Here is a 21,956-nt window from a genome sequence, read left to right as displayed (position 1 = left end):
GTGGGCGCGCCGCTGCATGCCACGGCGGTTGCGCTGACGCCCGAGGCGGGGGTGTTGATCCTTGGCCCCTCGGGGGCGGGGAAATCGAGCCTCGCCTTGCGGTTGATGGCCCTTGGCGCGCGGCTTGTCGCCGATGACGGGGTGCTGCTGACCGTGGAAGCGGGCGCGCTGATCGCCCGCGCCCCCGCGCCGATCGCCGGTCTGATCGAGGCGCGGGGCGCGGGCATCCTGCGCGCCGAGGCGCTGGCGCAGGCGCGGATCGTGCTGGCGGTCGACATCGGGCGGGACGAGACCGAAAGGCTGCCGCCTTCACGAGAGATTGCCGTTCTGGACGTCACCCTGCCCCTTGTGCTGCGCCTGCAACATGGTCATCTTGAGGCGGTGATCCTGCAATGGCTCAAGGCCGGGAGAGCGATGTGAACGAACGCGCGGCAACCGAGACGGTGAACCGGCTGGTTCTTGTCACCGGCCCTTCGGGGGCGGGCCGCACCACGGCGATCGTGGCGCTGGAGGATCTGGGCTACGAGGCGATCAACAACCTGCCGTTGTCTCTGGTGCCGCGGCTGATCGACGGCCCGCTGACCCGGCCGATGGCGCTTGGCATCGACGTGCGCAACCGCGATTTTTCCGTCGCGGCGCTGATCGAGCTGATCGACTGGCTGACCCGGGAACCGGGGCTTCTGCTCGAGGTGCTCTATCTGGACGCCTCGCCCGAGGCGCTGATCCGGCGCTATTCCGAAACCCGGCGCCGCCATCCGCTGGCGCCGCAGGCGCAGCCGCTGTCGGGGATCGTGCAGGAATTCGACATGCTGGCGCCGATCCGGATGCGCGCCGACGTGCTGATCGACAGCTCGACGATGAGCCCGCATGATCTGCGCGCCGAGGTCGGGCGCTGGTTCGACATGGGGCAGATCTCGCGGCTGGCGATTTCGCTGCACAGTTTCAGCTACAAGCGCGGCGTGCCGCGCGGGCTCGACATGATGTTCGACTGCCGGTTTCTGGCGAATCCGCATTGGGTCGCGGCCTTGCGGCCGCTGACCGGGCTCGATCCGGCGGTGGCGGCGCATGTGCAAAGCGACGCCCGCTATCAACCCTTCATTCAGAAGGTGTGTGATCTACTGCTGTTTCAACTTCCGGCGCATCTGGACGAAGGCAAGGCCCATCTGGCCGTGGGCTTCGGATGTACCGGCGGGCAACACCGTTCGGTTGCCGTAACGGAAGCCGTAGCCAAGGCCCTTGCACAGGCGAACTGGCAAGTGTCTAAACGGCACAGGGAGCTGGAACGGCGGGCACAGGCCATGCCCACAGGGAAAGAGGCAGAGGGCGCGTGATCGGGATCGTGATCGTGGCACATGGGGGTTTGGCGCGGGAATATCTCGCGGCGGTCGAACATGTCGTCGGCCCGCAGGAAGGCATCCGTGCCATCACCATAGAAGACGACCATGACAGGGCTGCGAAACAGGCCGAGATCCGCGCCGCCGCCGATGCGGTCGACAGCGGCGCCGGGGTTGTCGTCGTCACCGACATGTTCGGCGGCTCGCCCTCGAACCTGAGCCTGATGGCCTGCGAGGCCGGCGGGCGCGAGATCATCTATGGTGCCAATCTGCCCTTGCTGATAAAGCTCGCCAAATCGCGCTCTTTGGGCGTGCATGCGGCGGTCGAAGCCTCTCTTGATGCCGGTCGCAAATATATCAATTGCTATTCGACGGGCGGAGCCTCGACCAAGTGAGTGTCAGCAAGGTCTTGAAGATCGTGAATGAAAAGGGCCTGCATGCGCGGGCCTCGGCGCGGTTCGTGGAAGTGGTCGAGGCGCATGACGCAAGGGCCGAGGTCGAAAAGGACGGGATGAAGGTCTCGGGCGATTCGATCATGGGGCTTCTGATGCTCGCCGCCTCGCGCGGGACCACGATCGAGGTCACGACCTTCGGCCCCGAGGCCGAGAAATTGTCCGAGGCGCTGGCGGCGCTGGTCGCCGACCGCTTCGGCGAAGAGATGTGAGCCGAAAGGCAAGAAGGGAATTGTCGTGACCGACAGAAAGCCCGGCGACCCCAAGATGGTCGAACAAAAACCCTATGATATCAAGCGGCTGTCCTATGCGGGGACATTCACCAACCCGTGGAAGGCGAATGCGATCCGCACCGTCGAATGGCTGACGGCGAAATGGACGCTGTTGCAGCTGATCCGCAAGTTCGAGCGTCGCGGCGCGCCGGTGGGCCAGCCGTTCTGGCCGCAGGCGCTGGAGATCATGGGGATCGAGGTGCAGACCCCCGCGGCGGAAATCGCCCGCATTCCCGCGACCGGGCCGCTGGTCGTGGTGGCGAACCACCCGCACGGGCTGGTTGACGGCATGGTGCTGGCCTGGCTGATCGGGCAGGTGCGGACCGATTACAAGATCCTGACCCGCTCGCTTCTGACCGGCATTCCCGAGATCGAGGAGTTCATGCTGCCGGTGCCCTTCCCGCATGAGCCGAATGCGCAGGAAGAAAGCCTGAAGATGCGCGCCGAATGCATGGCGCAGCTGAAGCGCGGCGGCGTGATCGTGCTTTTCCCGGCGGGCGCGGTGGCGCATTCGAAGACCTATTTCGGCCCGGCGATCGAGGGCGAGTGGAACCCTTTCACCGCGAAGATGCTGGCGCGCTCGGGCGCGTCGGTGCTGCCGATCTATTTCCCCGGCAAGAATTCCCGCGCCTATCAGATCGCCAACAAGCTGAGCGCGACGCTGCGGCAGGGGCTTTTGCTGCATGAAATCAAGCGCGCGCTGTTCAAGCCGCAATCGCCGGTAATCGGGCAGCCGAAGACCGGCGCCGAGATGGCCGAGGCGCTGAAACATCCGCGCCAGTTCCTCGCCGATCTGCGCGCCGAAACCCTGGCGCTGCGGCACTGAGGCCGCAGCGGGCCGGGGCGCTCAGGGCGCGCGGCTGACCAGAAGCTTGTCGATCCGCCGCCCGTCAAGGTCCACCACCTCGATGCGCAGCCCATAAAGGGTGAAGACGGCGCCGACCTCGGGCAGCTGGCCGGTCTCGTCCAGCACCAGCCCGGCCACGGTCTGATAATCGCGCCCCTCGCGCAGCGGGAAGCCGAAGGTATCGGCGAATTCGTCGGCCGGCATCCAGCCCGCCACCAGAACCGAACCATCGGCGCGGGGCACCATTTTCGGTTCCTCGGGCTCGCCCGGGTCGTGGAAATCGCCGGTGATCGCCTCGAGCAGGTCCATCGGCGTCACGATACCCTCGAAATGGCCGTATTCGTCAAAGACCAGCACCATATGCGCCGGGGCGTTGCGCAGGGTTTCGACCACGTCCAGCGCCGACATGCCGTCCCGCACCACCGGCGCGGAGAGGATCAGCGCGCGCAGATCGCCCGCCTCGGCGCGGGGGCGGTGATCGAGGAAATCGCGCGAGGAGAGCACGCCGATGATGTCATCGGGGCCGCCGTCGCGCACCGGCAAGCGGGAATGGCGGGTCTCGCGGAAGCGCTTGACGATCGCGGCGGGGCTGTCGCTGATGTCGACCAGCGCGACCTCGTGGCGGGGCGTCATCATGCCGCGCGCCGTGCGGTCGGCAATCCGCATCACCCCGGCGATCATCTCGGTCTCGGCCTCTTCCATCACGCCCGCGGTCTGCGCCTCGGCGAGCACCATCTTGACCTCTTCGTCGGTCATGTTGCTGTCGGCCGCGCCCGACTGGCCCAGCAAAAGCAGCACCAGCCGCCCGGAAATGTCGAGCAGCCAGACCACCGGCGCCGCGACGACGGCGATCAGCTGCAACAGCGGCGAGATCCGCACCGCCACCGCCTCGGGACGGCGCAGCGCGATCTGTTTTGGCACCAGTTCGCCAAAGACGAGCGAGGCATAGGTGATCGCCACCACGACGCCGCCGACGCCCAAAGTGTCGGCAAGGCTGGGCGCAAGTCCCTGCAGCGCCAGCCAGTTCGAGAGCCGCTCGCCCAGGGTCGCGCCGGAAAACGCGCCCGAGAGCACGCCGACCGCGGTGATGCCGATCTGCACCGAGGACAGGAACCGCCCCGGTTCCTCGGCCAGCCGCATCGCGATGCGGGCGCCGCGGCTGCCGCGGTCGGCGAGCAGTTTCAGCCGCGCCTGCCGCGAGGAGACGATGGCAAGTTCCGACATGGCAAGCACGCCGTTGACGAGGGTCAAAAGCAGAACGATGGCGATTTCAAGAAACATCGGCGGTTCCGGGCATCAGGGAAAGGCGGCTGGAAAAGGGCAGGGCGGCCGCGGTCGGCGGCGCAACGGGGGCGTCAGCAGGCATGATGCGCTACAGGTAGGGGCGGCGGGGCCGCCGCACAAGTCCAATCCTTTCGGCCCAATCGTTTCTGGTCCAATCGTTTCGGGCTGCGCGGCTTCGCCGCAAGCCCGCGAAGGCATCGGCCTTCGGGGTCTTGCGCTTTCGCCCCGCGACACCTAGATTAGGATCGTTCCGCAAGGGACTATGGGTGTAGACGGGCCAACTAGGCTGGATCGGACGGGGGTGCGAATCCCCCCACCTCCACCAATCTTCCCGGGCTAACGGGACTGCGGGGGTGAATTAGGGTCGACGAACGGTTGAATGGGTACTTGCATCTCGGTTGGACGCAGCCGTTATCTGCTCAAATGTACAGTTGCCAACGACAACCGTGCTCCGGTGGCTCTGGCTGCGTAAGCAGCTCGGGTACCGAAACCTAAAGTCCTTACGCTTAGCCGCTTAAGGCGGGGCTCGCAGGTGCCTGGCAACAGAAACCTGCACCTTCCCCCAATCCGCTGTGCGCCCGGCCCGATACCGGGGCTGCCGCGCTTGTCGGCACGGGCCTTGGGGCTTGTTCTTGCCCCCTTTTCTTGCACGCCAAATCCCTTATGCTGGGCCGAAAGGAAAGGCGGACAGATGACCCGTTCGATCGACTACGGCACGCTCATGCACCGCGCGATGCGCGGGCTGATCCAGACCGTCCTGACCGAGGTGGCCGAGCATGGCCTGCCCGGGGCGCATCATTTCTTCATCACCTTCGACACCCGCGCGCCAAAGGTGGAAATGGCGGACTGGCTGAAAAGCCGCTATCCCGAAGAAATGACCATCGTGATCCAACACTGGTTCGACAACCTTGTCGTCACCGACGAGGGCTTCTCGATCACGCTGAACTTCGGCAACCAGCCCGAGCCGCTGGTGATCCCCTTCGATGCCGTGCACACTTTCGTCGACCCTTCGGTCGAATTCGGCCTGCGCTTCGAATCGCAAGACAGCGACGAGGAGGAGGAGGACGAAGACGAGGACGAACCGCAGGACGAACCGGAGAAACCCCGGACCGAAGCCGAAGTGGTCAGTCTCGACAAATTCCGCAAATGAGACCCGAGTGATGTTCAACTTCCTCAAACCGAAAGTCACCACCACCCTGACCGCGCATCTGCCGACCTGCCTTCTGGCCGGGGACCGCGCCCTGCGCTACGACGCCCCCGTGCAGAAATGGCTTGCCGCCGAGGGCTTTGGCTGCGTCACCTCGGCCAAGTCTTCGGTGAATGCCGAGGGGCGGGGGACCGCCTCGCAGGTCGTTTTCACCGTGACCGGGCTGGATGCCAGGCTGCTTGACCGGCTGGTGGCGCATTTCGACAGTCTTGGCGCGCCGAAGGGCTCGTGGTTCACCGATGCCGAGGGCAAGGAGCTGCGCCGCTTCGGCACCACCGAGGTCGTGGTGCTGGAGCTTGACCCGGCCGTCCTGCCCGCGGATCAAGGCGCCGCGCAGGTCGCCGCGGTGCTGATGGGCCCGATCGAGGAACGCGTCAGCTCCGCCGGGCGGCTGCAGGGCACCGGCACCTATCCGGGCGCGGTCGAGCTTTACTTCCACTGCCGCTCGCCGCGGATCGTCGAGACCGCGCTGGCCGAGCTTCTGGCGCATCATCCCCTGTGCCGCAACGCCCGCGTCTACCGGATGTCGGTCGACGCCTGAGGGCGGTATACCTCCGCATGCTGATTGCAAAAAATGTCCCGCCGTCCTATGACGCGCGGGACATTTCGCATCACGGAGGCCCACGATGACCGCGACCCATTCTGCGACCCGCACCGAAACCGACAGCTTCGGCCCGCTGGAGGTTCCCGCCGACAAATATTGGGGTGCGCAGACGCAGCGCTCGATCCTGAATTTTCCGATCGGCTGGGAGCGGCAGCCGAAGCCGATCATCCGCGCGCTGGGCGTGATCAAGAAGGCCGCCGCGCTGGTGAACAAGGCGCAGGGCGATCTGGACCCGGCTTTGGCCGATGCGATCGCCGCCGCCGCGACCGAGGTGATCGAGGGCCAGTTCGATGACAACTTCCCGCTGGTGGTCTGGCAAACCGGCTCGGGCACGCAGTCGAACATGAACGCGAACGAGGTGATCTCGAACCGCGCGATTGAAATGCTGGGCGGCGTGATGGGCTCGAAAACGCCCGTGCACCCGAATGACCATGTGAACATGGGGCAAAGCTCGAACGACACCTTCCCGACCGCGATGCATGTGGCGATTGCCTGCCATGCGCGCGACGTGCTGATCCCGGGGCTGGAGAAACTCTCGAAGGCGCTTTGGGCGAAGTCGGAAGAGTTTAAGGATATCATCAAGATCGGCCGCACCCATACGCAGGATGCGACGCCCCTGACGCTGGGCCAGGAATTCTCGGGCTATGCGACCCAGGTCGATCGCGGCATCGAGCGGGTGAAGCTTGCCCTGCCGCATATCTACGAGCTGGCGCAGGGCGGCACCGCCGTCGGCACCGGGCTGAACACCCGCGTCGGCTGGGATAGCCGCATCGCCGCGCAGATCGCCGAGATCACCGGCCTGCCCTTTGTCACCGCGCCGAACAAGTTCGAGGCGCTGGCCGCCCATGACGCGATGGTGTTCTTCTCGGGCGCGCTGAAGACCGTCGCGGCGTCGCTCTTCAAGATCGCCAATGACATGCGGCTTCTGGGCTCGGGTCCGCGCTCGGGTCTGGGCGAGCTGATCCTGCCGGAAAACGAACCGGGCAGCTCGATCATGCCGGGCAAGGTCAACCCGACGCAGGCCGAGGCCCTGACGATGGTCTGCGCCCATGTCATGGGCAATGACGCCGCCATCGGCTTTGCGGGAAGCCAAGGGCATTTCGAGCTGAACGTCTACAACCCGATGATGAGCTACAACGTGCTGCAATCGATGCAGCTTCTGGGCGACAGCGCCAGCGCCTTCACCGACAACATGGTGGTGGGCACGCAGGCGAACACCGCACGGATCGACAAGCTGATGAAGGAAAGCCTGATGCTGGTGACGGCGCTGGCGCCGACCATCGGCTATGATGCCGCGACCAAGGTGGCGAAGACCGCGCACAAGAACGGCACGACGCTGCGCGAGGAAGCGATTGCGCTGGGGTATGTCGATGGCGAGACCTTCGACCGCGTCGTGCGCCCCGAAGACATGATCAGCCCGAAAGGCTGAGGCCAAAGGCGGGAACCGGTTCGCCCGGTTCCCGTCGCTTCAACTGCGCTCGAGGTTCAGCGCGATCAGGTCGCGCACCTGCGCCGGATGGGTCACGGGCAGCATGTGCCCGCCCCCCGGAATGCAGGCCACCCCCACATCGCCCAGCCGCGCCGCGATCGCCTCGCAGACCGGGGGGACGATAGCCGGGCTTTGATCGCCGTGCAGGATCATCACCGGCGCGTCGATCGCCTCGATCCCGTCGGGGCGCCAGATCTGCCCCGGATCGGCGAAATTCGCCGCCGAGATATTGCCCACCATCGGCATCTGCGCGGCAAAGCGGGCGCGGTGATGCGCGGGCAGATCCTCCCACGGCACGCCCGCGCCCCAGGCGCCCATGAAGCCGCGCGCGGCGGCCTCGTGATCGCCCGCCGCAATCAGCGTCTCGAAATGATCCTGATGCCCGCGCAGGGCGATCCAGTCCGGGCTGCCCTCGACCGCGCGAAACAGCACCGGCTCGATCAGCGTCAGGGATCGGATTGCCTCCGGCGCCGCCACCGCCAGCCGCAGCGCCACCGAGGCGCCGAAACTGTGGCCGACCAGATCGAGCGGCCGGTCGATGAAACTGGCCGCGATCTGCGTCACCAGCCGCTGGAACGCGCCCGGCTCCGCCCCCTCGGCCGACCAGTCCGCCGATTGCCCATGCCCCGGCTGATCGAAACCCGTCGCGGTGACGGTTTCGCCCAGGGGCTCCAGCACCGGCCCCCAAAGGCCGGAAGTGCCCAAGGTGCAGTGAATGGCCAGCATCGGTCGCGGCCCGGAGCCGAAGCTTTGCCAGAAGATCTCGTGGCCCTGCCGGATGTCCTTGGCCATCAGAGCGTGCCCAGATGCGCGTCAAGGAAGTCAAGCCGGTCCTGGCCCCAGAAGCGCTGATCGGTTTCCCGCACGATATAGAACGGCGCCCCGAAGACGCCGCGCTCGACGGCCTCTTCCAGGTTCTTCTCATAGGCCAACGCGCCGGTGAACAGCCCGGTGGTGACAAGGTTCGGATCAAAGCCGGTCTCGGCCAGCTTTTCGCGCAAGACGTCATCTTCGCCGATGTTGCGATCCTCGACCCAGAGCGCGCGCAGGATCGCCCGCACCAGCGCGCCGACATCACCGCCGCCCCCCTTCGTCGCTTCCGCCTGCGCCGCGATGACGGCGTAGGATCCCGGCGCCGCATTCGGCGGATAGATCGTGGGCTTCAGGATCATCTCCATCCCCAGATGCTGCGCCCACCGCGCCAGCTCCTGATTGCGATAGGCCATCCGCGCGGGGTGGCGTGCCGCGGGCCGCACGCCGCCGGTGCGATCGAAAAGCGCCAGCACGTCCAGCGGCCTGTAGCTGATGGTGGCGCCATGTTGCGCCGCGATCCGTTCCAGCCGGTCCCCGGCCAGATAGGTCCAGGGGCTGAACACCGAGAAAAAGTAATCAATCTGCGCCATCTTATCGCTCCCCCGGCTTGCAAGGTTTGCGGGCAGGCTAGCCCGGTGCTAAGGCAGGCGCAATCCGCCGAATCCGCTGCTGCCGCAGCGGCAAGAAAGGAACTGCCCATGGCTGCGATGACCGAACCGAAGCTCATTTCCGGCAATGCGAACCGGCCTCTGGCGCAGGCGATCGCGCGGCGGATGTCGATGCATCGCGGCATGTCGGTGGGGCTGGTCGATGCCCGTGTCGAGCGCTTCAACGATCAGGAAATCTTCGTCGAAGTCTATGAGAACGTCCGCGGCGAGGACATGTACATCATTCAGCCGACCTCGAACCCGGCGAATGACAACCTGATGGAACTGCTGATCATGACCGATGCGCTCAAACGCTCCTCGGCCGATCGGATCACCGCCGTCATCCCCTATTTCGGCTATGCCCGGCAGGATCGCCGCGCCAAGGCCCGCACGCCGATTTCGGCGAAACTGGTGGCGAACCTGCTGACGGAAGCCGGGGTGAACCGGGTGCTGACGCTGGATCTGCACGCGACGCAGATCCAGGGCTTCTTCGACATCCCGGTAGACAACCTTTATGCCGCGCCGGTCTTTGCGCTGGATATCCTGCACAATTTCAAGGGCGCGCGGGAAGATCTGATGGTGATCTCGCCCGATGTCGGCGGCGTGGCGCGGGCGCGGGAACTGGCCAAACGGATCGGGGCGCCGCTTGCCATCGTCGACAAGCGCCGCGAAAAGGCGGGCGAGGTTGCGGGGATGACGGTGATCGGCGAGGTCACCGGCAAGAAATGCATCATCGTCGATGACATCTGCGACACCGCGGGAACGCTGTGCAAGGCGGCCGAGACGCTGATCGCCGCCGGCGCGACCGAGGTGCACAGCTACATCACCCATGGCGTGCTCTCGGGTCCGGCGGTGGAGCGGGTGGAAAATTCGGTGATGAAATCGCTGGTCATCACCGATTCGATCGAGCCCACTGAAGAGGTGAAATCCGCCCGCAACATCCGCATCGTGCCGACCGCGCCGATGTTCGCGCAGGCGATCCTGAACACCTGGTCGGGCACGTCGGTCAGCTCGCTCTTTGAAACCGACACGCTGGTGCCGATCTACGAGGGGCTCTATTCGACGCTGTAACCGCTGGACAGGTCGCGGAAATTCGACAAGGCTCGGGTCATGCTGATCCGGGCCTTTCTGCTTTTGTGTCTGAGCACCGCCCCCGCGGCGGCGGATTGCGTGCTGTTGCTGCATGGGCTTGCCCGCAGCCCGCGCTCGCTTTTCGTGCTGGAAGAGGTCTTGCAGGCGCGGGGCAGGCGGGTGGTGAACCTCGGCTATCCCTCGACCAAGGAGACGGTGGCGCAACTGGCGGGCCGGATCGAGGCGGGTTTTGCCGCCTGCGGGCCGGGGCGGGTCGATGTGGTGACGCATTCGATGGGCGGCATCCTGCTGCAGGTCTGGGCCGAACGCGGCGCGAATGCCGGGCGCATCCACCGGGCGGTGATGCTGGCGCCGCCGAATGGCGGCTCGGAGATCGTCGATGCCTTCCGCGATCAGGCCTGGTTTGGCTGGATGAACGGCCCGGCGGGGCTGGCTTTGGGCACGGGCGCGACGGATGCGCCCGCGCGCCTGGCCGTGCCGCGGTTCGACTTCGCGGTGATCGCGGGCTCGGACAGCCTGAACCCGATCACCTCCTGGCTGATCCCGGGGCCGGATGACGGCAAGGTCTCGGTTGCCAGCGCGAAACGGGCGGGGATGAAGGATTTTCTGGTGCTGCCGGTCACCCACACCTGGATGATGGACGATCCGCGGGTGATCGTCGAGGTGCTGGCGTTTCTGGATACGGGCCGGTTCGAACCCGCGCCAAGTTGGGGCGGGGCCTTGAAACGGCTTGCGCGGCCGTAAGCGGGCAGGGGGGCGCTGCCCCCCTCTTTTGCGCTGGCGCGCAAAATTCACCCCCCGGGATATTTGCCCCAAGGTGAAAGCGCGTTGTTTTCACCTTGGCGGAAATATCCTCGGGGGTGCGGGGGCAGACAGCCCCCGCTGCCGCGGTCAGAGAATGCGGTTCACATGGCCCATCTTGCGACCGGGCTTGGCCTCGGCCTTGCCGTAAAGATGGATCTGCGTGTTCTTCGCCCGGGCAAAGTTGGGGATGCGGTCGACATCCTCGCCGATCAGATTCAGCATCTCGACATCGGCATGGCGCCCGCCGTCGCCCAGCGGCCAGCCCGCCACGGCGCGGATGTGCTGTTCGAACTGATCGACGGCGCAACCCGCCTGGGTCCAGTGGCCGGAATTATGCACCCGCGGCGCGATCTCGTTCACCAGCAGGCCCGCTTGGGTGACGAACAGCTCGACCCCGAGCACGCCGACATAATCAAGCGCATTGAGGATCCGCGCCGCGATCAGCACCGCATCCGAACGCAGCGGCGGGGGGATGCGGGCGGGCACGGTCGTGGTGTGCAGGATGCCCGACTTGTGCACGTTCTCGCCCGGATCGAAGCAGGAAATCGAGCCGTCAAGGCCGCGCGCGGCGATCACCGAAATCTCGGCCGAGAAATCGACGAAGCCTTCCAGAACGGCGGTGGCGCCGCCCATCGCGGCAAGGGCAACGGGCGCGTCGGCGGCGGTCATGATCCGCGCCTGGCCCTTGCCGTCATAGCCCAGCCGCGTCGTCTTCAGGATCGCGGGCGTGCCGATCTGCGCCAGCGCCGCGTCAAGGCTGGCGGCATCGCTCACCTCGGCCCAGGGCGCGGTGGCAAGGCCGATGCCGTTCAGGAATGCCTTTTCCAAAATCCGGTCCTGCGAGGTCACCAGCGCCTTGCGCCCCGGACGAATGGGTCGCAGGCTTTCGAGCAGGTCAAGCGCCGAGGTCGGGATGTTCTCGAATTCATAGGTGATGACATCGACCGCCTCGGCAAAGGCGCGCAGCGCGGCTTCGTCGTCATAGGCGGCGGTGAAGACCCGGTCGGCGACCTGACCCGCGGGCGGATTGGCGCCCGGCTCGAAGATCGCGCATTTCAGACCAAGGCGCGAGGCCGCGACCGAGAGCATCCGCCCCAGCTGTCCGCCGCCCAGAATCCCGATCGTGGCGCCCGGTTTCAGCATCTCACTCATCGGCGGGCTCGTCGGGGATCGAGGCGGAGAGGGCCTCGCGCCAGGCATCGAGCCGGGCGGCCAGATCCGCATCCTGCAGCGCAAGGATGCCCGCCGCCATCAGCCCGGCATTGGCCGCGCCCGCGGCGCCGATCGCCATCGTGGCAACCGGAAAGCCCTTCGGCATCTGCACGATGGAATATAGACTGTCGACGCCCGCAAGCGCCTTGGTCTGCACCGGCACGCCGACGACCGGCACGCGCGTCTTCGAGGCCATCATGCCCGGCAGATGCGCAGCACCTCCCGCGCCCGCGATGATCACCTGCAGGCCGCGCTCGACCGCGGTCTTGCCATAGGCCCAGAGCCGGTCCGGGGTGCGATGCGCCGAGACGATCTTTTTCTCGTAAGCCACGCCGAGTTCATCCAGAACCGTCGCCGCTTCGCGCAGGGTCGCCCAGTCGGACTGGCTCCCCATGATGATTCCCACTTTCACGCCCATTCGGCCCCCCATTTTGTGGCGGCACTATAGGCAGTGGGGCCCCCGGTTCAAGGGTTTGGGGCGGTCTCAGGCGATGATGTCGGGGGTGAGCCGGTCTTCGATCCGGGCGATCTGATCCTTCAGCGCCAGTTTCTGCTTTTTCAGCCGCACCAGCCGCAGCTGATCGGGGTGGGCGGCGTTCACCAGCGCGGAAATCGCCTCGTCCAGGTCGCGGTGCTCGCGGCGCAGGACCGCGAGCTTGACCCGCAACACCTCGTCGGAGTTCATCTCGATCGGGCTGTCGATATGAGCATTCATGGCATGGTCCGATCACAGGCTGAGACAGATAAGCAGAGCCAAGCCCCCCGACTCGCCCCGCTTCCCTGCAACTATATCAAATCCGTGACCTTTGCGGGAATTTTCCTGACTGCGACGCGCCGCCGCCCCCTTGCACCCGGCGTGGCGCTGCCCATATCGTGGGCATGGGACTGCCGCGGCTGCGGGGTCCTCATGCAACGTCGCTTACCAAAGGGCTTGCCAATGACGAAACTGAGCTTCGGCGCACATCCCTATCTGCTGGGCTTCGACCAGCTGGAGCGCCTTGTCGAGCGGACCGCAAAATCCGGGTCCGACGCCTATCCGCCCTACAACATCGAGCAATCGGGGCCCGACGAATTCCGCATCACCCTGGCGGTGGCGGGCTTTGCCGAGGCCGATCTGGCGATCACCATGGAAGATCGCGCCCTTGTCATCCGCGGCCGTCAGGCCGATGACGGGTCCGAGCGCATCTTTTTGCACCGCGGCATCGCCGCCCGCGCCTTTCAGCGCAGCTTCGTGCTGGCCGATGGCGTCGAGGTCTCGGGCGCCGCGCTGGAAAATGGCCTTTTGCACGTCGAGCTGAAACGGGCGCAGCCCGAGCCGGTCGTGCAGACGATTCCGATCCGCAAAAAATAAGGGGGCATCATGGATCATACTGCTGACTTCGACGTCGCCGCGGGGGCGCGCATCGTTTATGTCCGGCCGGTTCCGCTGACCGAAATTCCCGAGGAAATCCGCGACCGGGTGGGCCACATCGACCACATGTATGCGCTGCACAACGTCAACGGCGAGCGGCTGGCGCTGGTCAGGGACCGCGAGATGGCCTTCGTGTTGGCGCGGCAAAACGAGATCACCGCGGTCAGCGTGCACTGACCCCGACGCCGGGTCCGAAATGCAAAACGCCCCGGAGTTTTCCGGGGCGTTCTTGTTTCTGCCTGCGGCTTACGCCTTGATCAGGCCCATCGACTCGAGCTTCAGGATCACCTGATGCGCGCAGTGATCGACATCGACGCCGGTGGTGTCGACGGCCAGTTCCGGGCTGGTGGGCACTTCGTAGGGGTCGGAAATGCCGGTGAATTCCTTGATCTTGCCTTCGCGGGCGAGCTTGTAAAGCCCCTTGCGGTCGCGGCTTTCGCATTCTTCAAGCGAGGTCGCGACATGGACTTCGACGAAGGCGCCATAGGCTTCGACCATCTCGCGCACGGCGCGGCGGGTCGCGGTATAGGGCGCGATCGGGGCACAGATCGCGATGCCGCCGTTCTTGGTGATTTCCGACGCCACATAGCCGATGCGCTTGATGTTGATGTCGCGGTGCTCTTTCGAGAAGCCCAGCTCCGAGGACAGATGCTTGCGCACCACGTCGCCATCCAAGAGCGTCACCGGACGGCCGCCCATCTCCATCAGCTTGACCATCAGCGCATTGGCGATCGTCGACTTGCCCGAGCCCGAAAGCCCGGTGAAGAAGACGGTGAAGCCCTGTTTCGCCCGCGCGGGCGAGGTGCGGCGCAGTTCCGACACCACCTGCGGGAAGCTGAACCATTCCGGGATATCAAGGCCCTCGCGCAGGCGGCGGCGCAGTTCGGTGCCCGAGATGTCCAGCACGGTGCAGCCTTCCGGCACTTCGTTCGCCGGGTAATATTGCGCCTTTTCCTGCACATAGACCATGTGCTTGAAATCGACCATGGTGACGCCGATTTCCTCTTCATATTGCTTGAAAAGGGTTTGGGCGTCGTAGGGGCCGTAGAAATCCTGACCGGCCGAGTTCTTGCCAGGGCCGGCGTGGTCACGGCCGACGATGAAATGGGTGACGCCGTGGTTCTTGCGGATCAGCCCGTGCCAGACCGCCTCGCGCGGGCCCGCCATCCGCATCGCCAGGTTCAGAAGGCTCATCGTCGTGGTCGATTGCGGGTATTGATCGAGCACGGCTTCATAGCAGCGCACCCGGGTGAAGTGGTCGACATCGCCCGGTTTCGTCATGCCGACGACGGGGTGGATCAGCAGGTTCGCCTGCGCCTCGCGGGCGGCGCGGAAGGTCAGTTCCTGATGCGCGCGGTGCAGCGGGTTGCGGGTCTGGAAGGCGACGATCTTCTGCCAGCCCAGCTTGCGGAAATAGGCGCGCAGCTCGTTGGGGGTGTCGCGGCGGCCCTTGAAATCATAATGCACGGGCTGCTGGATGCCGGTGATCGGCCCGCCCAGATAAATCGCGCCCGCGGTGTTGTGCAGGTAATTCACCGCCGGATGCGCCAGATCATCGGCGCCGAAGACCTTTTCGGCCTCGCGCGCCTTGTTCGGCACCCATTTGTCGGTGACCGACAGGATCGCCAGAATCACGCCTTCCTGGTCGCGCAGCGCGATGTCCTGCCCGGGCGCGATGCCTTCGGCGAATTTCTCGTTCACGTCGAGCGTGATCGGCATCGGCCAGAGCGTGCCATCGGCCAGACGCATGTTGTCGACGACGCCGTCGTAATCGGCCTCGCTCAAAAAGCCCTTGAGCGGGAAGAACCCGCCGTTCATCAGCAGTTCCAGGTCGCAGATCTGGCGCGGCGTCAGGTCCCAGGACGGCAGGGTGCCCGCCTCGACCTTCAGCTTTTGCGCGGATTCGTGAGACACATAGAGCTCCGGAATGGGAGCGAGATTGGAAAGAGTCATCGCTTGACCTGTTTTTTCGAGGGCTGACCGCCGCGCCACACCGACGCTTGGGCGCGGCTTTGCCCGCAAATATGGCGTTTTTCAAGCAAAAGCCGGGGGTGTCCGGTGAAAGAAGGCGGTTTTGGTGCGTTTGTGCCGAAGGCCGGAACGAAGTTTCTGCAAACTGCGTCAATCCACGCCGTTTGTTGCGGTCCGAAGCGGTGCTATCGTGCCCCGAAGTTTGCTTTGAGGGGAAGTCATGGGTCTGAAATCAAGTCTGACGCCTATCATCGCCGGTTGGGTGTGGATCTCCGGTTGCGAGTACGGCATCAATCAGGTCTGGCTGAAAAGCCAGTGGGAAGAATATTACAGCACGCTCGGGATGGCCTATCCCGACGACATGATGAAATGGGCTGCCTGGTGTCTCGTCTTCGCGCTTGCGATGCGGATGCTGGTCTCCCGCTTCAACGTGCTGGCGGCGGGGATCCTTTCGTGGGTCTTCGTGGTCGGCCTGTCGCTGCTGGCGCTGTGGAATTACGCGCCGATGCCGATGGAGATGTTCCAGCTCTACGGCCCGGCCAGCTTCGCCGAAACGCTCTCGGCGGCTCTGGTGATCTCGATGGTCGTGGGGATCGCGGATGCGATCAAGCGCTCGCAGATCCGCGCCAAGGAAAAGGCCAAGGCGAAACTGAAGGCCAAGGCCGTCGCGGCCTGAACCTGTCACCGTCTGAAACGGGCCGCCTTCGGGCGGCCCTTTTCGTTCGGGTCAGCCCTGTTCGGCCAGCCAGCGTTCGGCATCCAGCGCCGCCATGCAGCCCATCCCCGCCGAGGTGATCGCCTGCCGATAGGTGTGATCGGTCAGATCGCCCGCGGCGAAGACGCCCGGAACGCCGGTGCGGGTGCTGCCCGGTTCCACCTTCACATAGCCGCCGTGATGCAGTTCGAGCTGGTCCTTGACCAGCTCCGAGGCGGGCGCATGGCCGATGGCGACGAAGAAGCCGTGGCAGGGGATCTCGCGCTCGGCCCCGGTCTGCACGTCCTTGATGCGGCAGCCGGTGACGCCGAGCGGCGCCTCGGTGCCCAGCACCTCCTCGACCGTGGCATTCCAGATCACTTCGATCTTCGGGTTTTTCTTCAGCCGCTCGATCAGGATCTTTTCGGCGCGGAAACTGTCGCGGCGGTGGATCACGGTGACCTTGGAGGCGAAATTGGTCAGGAACATCGCCTCTTCCACGGCCGCATTGCCGCCGCCGACCACCACGACCTCCTTGCCACGGTAAAAGAACCCGTCGCAGGTGGCGCAGGCCGAGACGCCGAAGCCCTGGAATTTCTGCTCGGACGGCAGGCCGAGCCAGCGCGCCTGCGCCCCGGTGGCCAGAATGACCGTGTCGGCGGTATAGACCGTGCCCGAATCGCCGGTGGCCACAAAGGGCCGGGGGCCAAGGTCGAGCCTGGTGATGATGTCGGTGATGATCTCGGCGCCCATCGCGCGGGCGTGCTCCTCCATCTGCACCATCAGTTCCGGTCCCTGCACCTCGGTGCGGCCGGGCCAGTTTTCCACCTCGGTGGTGATCGTCAGCTGCCCGCCCGGCTGCATCCCCTGCACGAGGATCGGCTTCAGCATCGCGCGCGAGGCATAGACCGCCGCCGTATAGCCGGCAGGCCCCGACCCGATGATCAGAACCTTCGTATGCTTCGTGTCGCTCATGCCGGAACTCCTGTTGTGACGCCGCTCATATAAGCAGCAGACCGGCCCGGGAAAACCCCCGCGCGGCACCGCTGTGTCGCACCCGGGGCTTTCCTGGGCGATTGCGCTTGCGCCCGAAAGGGCGAAACAATATTGCGCAGCTTGGCGCTGGAAGATAAGGTTTGCGCAGCCAAGGAGGTTCGGCATGGGCACGAGCAAGCTCGACGAGATCGACCGGAAGATTCTGGCCGAGCTGCAGGCGGATGGCCGGATGACGAACGTCGAACTGGCCAAGCGCGTCGGCATCTCGGCACCGCCCTGTTTGCGGCGGGTGCGCACGCTGGAAGAGGCGGGTTACATCCGCGGCTATCACGCCGATGTGAACCCGCGCGAGCTGGGCTTCGAGGTGCAGGTCTTCGCGATGGTGCGGCTGCACAGCCAGGCGGAAACGGATCTGAGCGCCTTCGAACGCCGCTGCCAGGCCTGGCCGCTTGTGCGCGAATGCCACATGCTGAACGGCGAGATCGACTTCGTGCTGAAATGCGCGGCGCCGGACCTGAGCACGTTCCAGAATTTCCTGACCGGGCAGCTGACCGCGGCCGAGAATGTGGCGAGCGTGAAGACCTCGCTCGTCATCCGCTGCGCCAAGGACGACCCCGGCGTGCCTTTCGACGTGCTCGAAGAGCGGCTTGCCAAACACGCCTGAGCGCGGGGCCGCAACCGGGGCAGGGGGGCGCTGCCCCCCCGTCCTGCCGTTGGCAGGACTCCCGCCGAGGTATTTTTTGCAAGATGAAAGGCCATGTATTCATCTTGCCCGAAATACCTCGGGGGTCCGGGGGCAGCGCCCCCGGCCTTGCCCTCAGATTTCGCCCGCACGCACCAGATCGATCATCGCCTGACCCTTGCGCGCGTCTTCCAGCGTCCAGAGGAAAGGTTCGCCGTCGCGGATGTGGCGGACAAAGGCCTCGACCTGCAGCAGATATTGGTTCACGCCGGGGAAGCGGTGCGTCTCGGCGCTGTTGAAACCGTGCAAGGTGATCTCGGCCTGATCGAAGGCGGCGGCGTTGAACGGGGCCGTAAAGGTGATCCGGCCGGTCTCGCCCTGAAAGGTCACTTCCTGGCGCGCGCAAAGCCGGGTCGAGGTCATCGCGGCAAAGGTGAATTCCCCGCCCGGCCCCGCCATCTCGCCCCAGACCTGCGCGAAAGTGTCGACGCCGTTTTCGCGCTTGATCCGGGACGCGAGCCGCACCGGCTCGGCCCGCGCCGCGAAGCGGATCGAGGAATAGGCATAGACGCCGATATCGGGGATCGAGCCGCCGCCGGTCTCGGCGCGGTTGCGGATGTTCGCGGGGTCGGGATTGTCGAAGCAGAAGACGGCGTCGGCATGTTTCAGCTGCCCGATCCGGCCCGCGTCCAGCCAGTGCCGGGCCAGCTGCCATTGCGGGTGGTGCACGATCATATAGGCCTCGGCCGCGCATTTTCCGCTGGCATCGCGGGCGGCGATCAGCGGGTCGATCTCGGCCGCGGTCAGCGCCAGCGGCTTTTCGATCAGCACATGCTTGCCGGCCTCCAGCGCCTTGATCCCCCAGGCGATGTGCAGATGGTTCGGCAGCGGAATGTAGACCGCCTCGATCGCGGGATCGGCCAGCAGCGCCTCGTAGCTCTCATGCAGGGTTAGATCGGGGGCAAAGGCGGTGAAGGCCGCGGCCTTGGCGGGCGAGGATGTCGCCAGCGCCGCCAGACGCGCGCCCCGCGCCGCATGGATCGCGGGCCCCATCCGGCGCGCCGCGAAATCCGACGCGCCGAGAATTCCGAAATTGACTGGCTGCATGGTCGTCTCCCTTTGGCGCCAGGCTAGCGCGACGCGGGGGAGGGGGCAACGTCAGCCCGGCAGGCTCATGCCCTTTTCCTTCGCCAGCGCCTTCATCCGGCCCTGCAGCTTTTCGAACGCCCGCACTTCGATCTGCCGGATCCGCTCGCGGCTGACGTCATATTGCGACGAGAGTTCTTCCAGCGTCACCGGTTCGTCGCGCAGCCGCCGCGCCATCAGGATATCGCGTTCGCGTTCGTTCAGCACGTCCATCGCGGCGACCAGCATCGCCCGGCGGGCCTGCAATTCGTCGGCTTCGGCATAGGCCTCGGCCTGGTCGGCGTCTTCGTCTTCCAGCCAGTCCTGCCATTGCGTGGCGCTTTCGCCGTCGCCCGCGCCCACTTGCGCGTTCAAGGACGCATCCGACCCGGCCAGACGGCGGTTCATCTCGATCACGTCGCCTTCGCTGACGTTCAGGTCATGCGCGATCTTCGCCACCGCATCGGGGCGCAGATCGCCCTCCTCAAACGCGCCGATCTTCGATTTCGCCTTGCGCAGGTTGAAGAAGAGCTTCTTTTGCGCCGAGGTGGTGCCCAGTTTCACCAGCGACCACGAGCGCAGGATATATTCCTGGATCGCGGCGCGGATCCACCACATCGCATAGGTGGCCAGCCGAAAGCCGCGTTCCGGGTCGAAGCGCTTGACCGCCTGCATCAGGCCCACGTTCGCCTCGGAAATCACCTCGGCCTGCGGCAGGCCGTAGCCGCGATAGCCCATGGCGATTTTCGCGGCGAGCCGCAGGTGCGAGGTGACCAGGCGATGCGCGGCCTTCGGATCCTGATGGTCGACCCAGGCCTTGGCCAGCATGTATTCCTCTTCCGGTTCCAGAAGCGGAAACTTGCGGATCTCCTGCAGATAGCGGTTCAGACCCTGTTCGGGGCTGGGGGCTGGCAGGTTGGCGTAGCTCGACATCGGTGTTGTTCTCCCTTCGGGCCCCAGATGGGGAAGGAGGCCTGCCCCTTCAAGGGATTCCGCCTCCGGTCATGGGGATGAACGCAGGATGGGCCGGAATCCGCTGCCGGGCAAGCACTGATGACGCAAGCGTGAGATCAGGTGATCTGCGGCCCCGCGCGCAAGATGGCCAGCAGCGCCTCGAAATCCTCGGGCAGGGGCGAGGAGAAGCTGAGGTCTTCGCCGGTGACCGGATGGGTGAAGCCCAGCGTCGTCGCATGCAGCGCCTGCCGCGGGAAGCCCGCCACCGCCTCGGCCGCGGCGGCGCCGACCGCGCGGACGGAAAGTTTCCGTTTGCCGCCATAGGTGGGATCGCCCACCAGCCCATGCCCCACATGCGCCATGTGCACGCGGATCTGATGCGTGCGGCCGGTTTCCAGCCAGCAATCCATCAAGGCCGCGACGCCGCCGAAGGCTTCGACGGTGCGGGCGCGGGTGACGGCATGGCGCCCGCCGGTAAAGAGCACCGCCTGCCGTTGCCGGTCGGTCGGGTGGCGGGCGAGTTGCGAGGTGATCTTCAGGATGCCGCCTTGTTCGAAATTCACCCCGCGGATGCCGCGCAGGCGCGGATCGGCGGCACTCGGAACCCCCTGCACCAGCGCGGTGTAATGGCGATGCACGGTGTGACGCTCGAATTGCGCCGCAAGGCCATGATGCGCGCGGTCGGATTTCGCCACGACGAGCAGGCCCGAGGTCTCCTTGTCGATCCGGTGCACGATGCCCGGCCGCGCCTCGCCGCCGATGCCCGAGAGCCTGCCGCCGAAATGATGCAAGAGCGCATTGACCAGCGTGCCATCCTCCGAGCCGGGCGCGGGATGCACCACCATCCCCGCGGGCTTGTCGATCACGATCAGGTCGTCGTCTTCCCAAAGCACGGTCAGCGGAATGTCCTGCGCGACGGTTTCCACCGCGCGGGGCGGCTCGAGCGCGATCATGTAGACCTCGCCCGGGGCGACCTTGGCCTTTTGATCGGTGATCGCGACCCCGTCCCGTGTCACCGCGCCCTCGGCGATCAGCCGGGCCAGGCGCGAGCGCGACAGCGCCGCTTCTTCTGGCACAAGCGCCGTCAATGCCTTATCAAGCCGCTCGGCGGGGTCTTCGCCGATTTCGATGCGCAGGAGGTGTGCCGCGATGTCCGACATGATGCCTTCCGATCCGGCGCCGCCGCCTGAGGTGAAGTTTCTGAAGATTCTCACCACCACCCTTGCGGGGGTGATGATCTTCGGCCTTCTAACGATCATCTTCCTGCTTGTCACCCGCCTGCCGGGGGCGACGAAGCTGCCCGCCCTGCCCGAAGCGATCACGCTCCCCGCGGGGGAAAAGGCCGAGACGGTGACTTTCGGCAAGGGCTTTACCGTGGTTGTCACGGCAAGCGGCCGGGTGCTGGTCTATCGGCCCGATGGCGGGCTGGCGCAGGATGTGGCGCTGAAGTGACGCCATCTTGGCCTCGGCCATCGCCGAGGCGATGCGAAACAGATGTCCCATGACCGCCGGGGCGCCAAAGCGTCCCGGTGAGCCGCCAGCCCCGCCCATGGCGGGCGCTTCTCGCCCGCCGGGACGGGCTCCGGCCTCTCGTCGTGCTTGGGGAAACGGTCTTCTCATTCGCGTTGTGCCGCGGGCGGGGAAAGGCGGTGCCTTTCCTGATCCGCCCGAACTGAGGTGGAACGCAAAACAAAACCGCCGAAGGCGTGAACCTCCGGCGGGCGTATTTTCCCCAAGAAGAAACCGAAAGCTTACTTGGCTTCCAGCGCGTCGAGCCGGGCCTTGAGCGCCTCGTTTTCCTCGCGCGCTTTCGCGGCCATCGCCTTCACCGCGTCGAATTCCTCGCGGGTGACGAAATCGCGATCGGCCATCCAGCGGTCCATCCAGCTTTTCATCGCCGTTTCCGCCTCGGTCTTGGCGCCCTGCGCCACGCCCATCGCATTGGTCATCAGCTTCGACATCTCGTCGAAAAGTTTGTTCGGAGCTTGCATCGTCTTCACCTTCTGCCTGCGGGCCGCCCCCGCGACCCCGCTTGCGCCCTATATGGGCCGTGCAGCCCGCCGAGA

27 protein-coding genes and 1 other RNA gene are annotated in these 21,956 nt (G+C 65.7%); 16 read left to right on the top strand and 12 right to left on the bottom strand.

Features of this window, described 5'->3' with window-relative positions:
* From LY44_RS00470 to LY44_RS00450, 5 genes are read left to right on the top strand one after another with little or no spacing between them, the layout of a single operon-like run.
* The gene (locus tag LY44_RS00470; protein WP_055209814.1) at positions 1–420 is read left to right on the top strand and encodes an HPr kinase/phosphorylase; all 420 of its coding nucleotides are present in this window, start codon (positions 1–3) and stop codon (positions 418–420) included.
* Positions 393–1,331, top strand: a complete 939-nt coding sequence (rapZ, locus tag LY44_RS00465) for an RNase adapter RapZ (RefSeq protein WP_055209813.1) — start codon at positions 393–395, stop codon at positions 1,329–1,331. The genes LY44_RS00470 and rapZ overlap by 28 nt, the downstream gene beginning before the upstream one ends.
* Entirely contained in the window at positions 1,328–1,729 is a 402-nt protein-coding gene (locus LY44_RS00460; protein ID WP_055209812.1) for a PTS sugar transporter subunit IIA, read from the top strand. Before rapZ ends, LY44_RS00460 begins: the two co-directional genes overlap by 4 nt.
* A complete protein-coding gene (locus tag LY44_RS00455; RefSeq protein WP_055209811.1) occupies positions 1,726–1,998 on the top strand; it encodes an HPr family phosphocarrier protein in 273 nt (90 codons plus the stop codon). The genes LY44_RS00460 and LY44_RS00455 overlap by 4 nt, the downstream gene beginning before the upstream one ends.
* Positions 1,999–2,053: 55 nt before the next feature.
* On the top strand, positions 2,054–2,884 hold the full coding sequence (locus LY44_RS00450) for a lysophospholipid acyltransferase family protein (protein ID WP_055209810.1): 831 nt from the start codon (positions 2,054–2,056) through the stop codon (positions 2,882–2,884).
* Positions 2,885–2,905: 21 nt separating this feature from the next.
* Here LY44_RS00450 and LY44_RS00445 read toward each other — a convergent pair whose 3' ends face one another.
* Positions 2,906–4,186, bottom strand: coding sequence for a hemolysin family protein (locus tag LY44_RS00445; protein WP_055209809.1), 1,281 nt, complete (start codon positions 4,184–4,186; stop codon positions 2,906–2,908).
* A 211-nt stretch (positions 4,187–4,397) separates the two neighbouring features.
* Here LY44_RS00445 and ssrA point away from each other — a divergent pair.
* The 4 genes from ssrA (at position 4,398) to fumC (ending at position 7,429) form a co-directional block, all read left to right on the top strand.
* Positions 4,398–4,746: a transfer-messenger RNA gene (gene ssrA, locus LY44_RS00440) on the top strand.
* 134 nt (positions 4,747–4,880) lie between these two features.
* A complete protein-coding gene (locus LY44_RS00435; protein ID WP_055209808.1) occupies positions 4,881–5,339 on the top strand; it encodes an SspB family protein in 459 nt (152 codons plus the stop codon).
* 7 nt (positions 5,340–5,346) lie between these two features.
* On the top strand, positions 5,347–5,937 hold the full coding sequence (locus tag LY44_RS00430; RefSeq protein ID WP_146707184.1) for a hypothetical protein: 591 nt from the start codon (positions 5,347–5,349) through the stop codon (positions 5,935–5,937).
* Between the two features lie 85 nt (positions 5,938–6,022).
* A complete protein-coding gene (fumC, locus tag LY44_RS00425) occupies positions 6,023–7,429 on the top strand; it encodes a class II fumarate hydratase (RefSeq protein WP_055209806.1) in 1,407 nt (468 codons plus the stop codon).
* A 39-nt stretch (positions 7,430–7,468) separates the two neighbouring features.
* Here fumC and LY44_RS00420 read toward each other — a convergent pair whose 3' ends face one another.
* Complete coding sequence (locus LY44_RS00420) at positions 7,469–8,281, bottom strand: alpha/beta fold hydrolase (protein ID WP_055209805.1); 813 nt, start codon at positions 8,279–8,281, stop codon at positions 7,469–7,471.
* Entirely contained in the window at positions 8,281–8,892 is a 612-nt protein-coding gene (locus LY44_RS00415; RefSeq protein ID WP_055209804.1) for a 2-hydroxychromene-2-carboxylate isomerase, read from the bottom strand. The genes LY44_RS00420 and LY44_RS00415 overlap by 1 nt, the downstream gene beginning before the upstream one ends.
* 108 nt (positions 8,893–9,000) lie before the next feature.
* Between LY44_RS00415 and LY44_RS00410 the strand changes: the two genes are divergently transcribed.
* Both LY44_RS00410 and LY44_RS00405 read left to right on the top strand, forming a co-directional pair.
* Complete coding sequence (locus LY44_RS00410) at positions 9,001–10,020, top strand: ribose-phosphate pyrophosphokinase (RefSeq protein WP_055209803.1); 1,020 nt, start codon at positions 9,001–9,003, stop codon at positions 10,018–10,020.
* 39 nt (positions 10,021–10,059) lie between these two features.
* Positions 10,060–10,785, top strand: coding sequence for an alpha/beta fold hydrolase (locus tag LY44_RS00405; RefSeq protein ID WP_055209802.1), 726 nt, complete (start codon positions 10,060–10,062; stop codon positions 10,783–10,785).
* Between the two features lie 147 nt (positions 10,786–10,932).
* On the opposite strand, the gene LY44_RS00400 is transcribed toward LY44_RS00405, so the two are convergent.
* From LY44_RS00400 to LY44_RS00390, 3 genes are all read right to left on the bottom strand, one after another.
* Positions 10,933–11,997, bottom strand: coding sequence for a 5-(carboxyamino)imidazole ribonucleotide synthase (locus LY44_RS00400; RefSeq protein WP_055209801.1), 1,065 nt, complete (start codon positions 11,995–11,997; stop codon positions 10,933–10,935).
* Complete coding sequence (gene purE, locus LY44_RS00395) at positions 11,990–12,475, bottom strand: 5-(carboxyamino)imidazole ribonucleotide mutase (RefSeq protein ID WP_023916644.1); 486 nt, start codon at positions 12,473–12,475, stop codon at positions 11,990–11,992. Before purE ends, LY44_RS00400 begins: the two co-directional genes overlap by 8 nt.
* A gap of 66 nt (positions 12,476–12,541) precedes the next feature.
* Positions 12,542–12,772, bottom strand: coding sequence for a YdcH family protein (locus LY44_RS00390; RefSeq protein ID WP_055209800.1), 231 nt, complete (start codon positions 12,770–12,772; stop codon positions 12,542–12,544).
* Between the two features lie 222 nt (positions 12,773–12,994).
* Here LY44_RS00390 and LY44_RS00385 point away from each other — a divergent pair, with 222 nt between their 5' ends.
* Both LY44_RS00385 and LY44_RS00380 read left to right on the top strand, forming a co-directional pair.
* Complete coding sequence (locus tag LY44_RS00385) at positions 12,995–13,408, top strand: Hsp20 family protein (RefSeq protein WP_055209799.1); 414 nt, start codon at positions 12,995–12,997, stop codon at positions 13,406–13,408.
* A gap of 9 nt (positions 13,409–13,417) precedes the next feature.
* Complete coding sequence (locus LY44_RS00380; RefSeq protein ID WP_055209798.1) at positions 13,418–13,645, top strand: DUF1150 family protein; 228 nt, start codon at positions 13,418–13,420, stop codon at positions 13,643–13,645.
* A gap of 69 nt (positions 13,646–13,714) precedes the next feature.
* Here the strand turns inward: LY44_RS00380 and LY44_RS00375 are convergent, their stop codons facing one another.
* Positions 13,715–15,421, bottom strand: coding sequence for a bifunctional sulfate adenylyltransferase/adenylylsulfate kinase (locus tag LY44_RS00375; protein ID WP_055209797.1), 1,707 nt, complete (start codon positions 15,419–15,421; stop codon positions 13,715–13,717).
* A 238-nt stretch (positions 15,422–15,659) separates the two neighbouring features.
* On the opposite strand from LY44_RS00375, the gene LY44_RS00370 reads away from it, so the two are divergent.
* On the top strand, positions 15,660–16,115 hold the full coding sequence (locus LY44_RS00370) for a hypothetical protein (protein WP_055209796.1): 456 nt from the start codon (positions 15,660–15,662) through the stop codon (positions 16,113–16,115).
* Positions 16,116–16,166: 51 nt separating this feature from the next.
* Here the strand turns inward: LY44_RS00370 and trxB are convergent, their stop codons facing one another.
* Positions 16,167–17,108 carry a thioredoxin-disulfide reductase gene (gene trxB / locus LY44_RS00365; RefSeq protein WP_055209795.1) on the bottom strand — a complete coding sequence of 314 codons (942 nt, stop codon included), beginning with the start codon at positions 17,106–17,108 and terminating at the stop codon, positions 16,167–16,169.
* Positions 17,109–17,292: 184 nt separating this feature from the next.
* Here trxB and LY44_RS00360 point away from each other — a divergent pair, with 184 nt between their 5' ends.
* Positions 17,293–17,793, top strand: coding sequence for an Lrp/AsnC family transcriptional regulator (locus LY44_RS00360; RefSeq protein ID WP_013068520.1), 501 nt, complete (start codon positions 17,293–17,295; stop codon positions 17,791–17,793).
* A gap of 153 nt (positions 17,794–17,946) precedes the next feature.
* Here LY44_RS00360 and LY44_RS00355 read toward each other — a convergent pair whose 3' ends face one another.
* The 3 genes from LY44_RS00355 to LY44_RS00345 form a co-directional block, all read right to left on the bottom strand.
* On the bottom strand, positions 17,947–18,918 hold the full coding sequence (locus LY44_RS00355) for a Gfo/Idh/MocA family protein (RefSeq protein ID WP_055209794.1): 972 nt from the start codon (positions 18,916–18,918) through the stop codon (positions 17,947–17,949).
* 51 nt (positions 18,919–18,969) lie between these two features.
* Complete coding sequence (gene rpoH, locus LY44_RS00350; protein ID WP_055209793.1) at positions 18,970–19,869, bottom strand: RNA polymerase sigma factor RpoH; 900 nt, start codon at positions 19,867–19,869, stop codon at positions 18,970–18,972.
* Between the two features lie 137 nt (positions 19,870–20,006).
* Entirely contained in the window at positions 20,007–21,050 is a 1,044-nt protein-coding gene (locus LY44_RS00345; protein ID WP_055209792.1) for an RluA family pseudouridine synthase, read from the bottom strand.
* Here LY44_RS00345 and LY44_RS00340 point away from each other — a divergent pair.
* On the top strand, positions 21,040–21,342 hold the full coding sequence (locus LY44_RS00340; protein WP_055209791.1) for a DUF6476 family protein: 303 nt from the start codon (positions 21,040–21,042) through the stop codon (positions 21,340–21,342). The genes LY44_RS00345 and LY44_RS00340 overlap by 11 nt on opposite strands.
* A 299-nt stretch (positions 21,343–21,641) precedes the next feature.
* Here the strand turns inward: LY44_RS00340 and LY44_RS00335 are convergent, their stop codons facing one another.
* Positions 21,642–21,881 carry an accessory factor UbiK family protein gene (locus tag LY44_RS00335; RefSeq protein WP_013068515.1) on the bottom strand — a complete coding sequence of 80 codons (240 nt, stop codon included), beginning with the start codon at positions 21,879–21,881 and terminating at the stop codon, positions 21,642–21,644.
* Positions 21,882–21,956: the final 75 nt, after the last annotated feature.

The sequence above is a fragment of the Rhodobacter capsulatus genome, from assembly GCF_003254295.1.
Lineage (GTDB): Bacteria > Pseudomonadota > Alphaproteobacteria > Rhodobacterales > Rhodobacteraceae > Rhodobacter > Rhodobacter capsulatus.
This window is presented reverse-complemented; position numbering and strand designations above follow the sequence as displayed.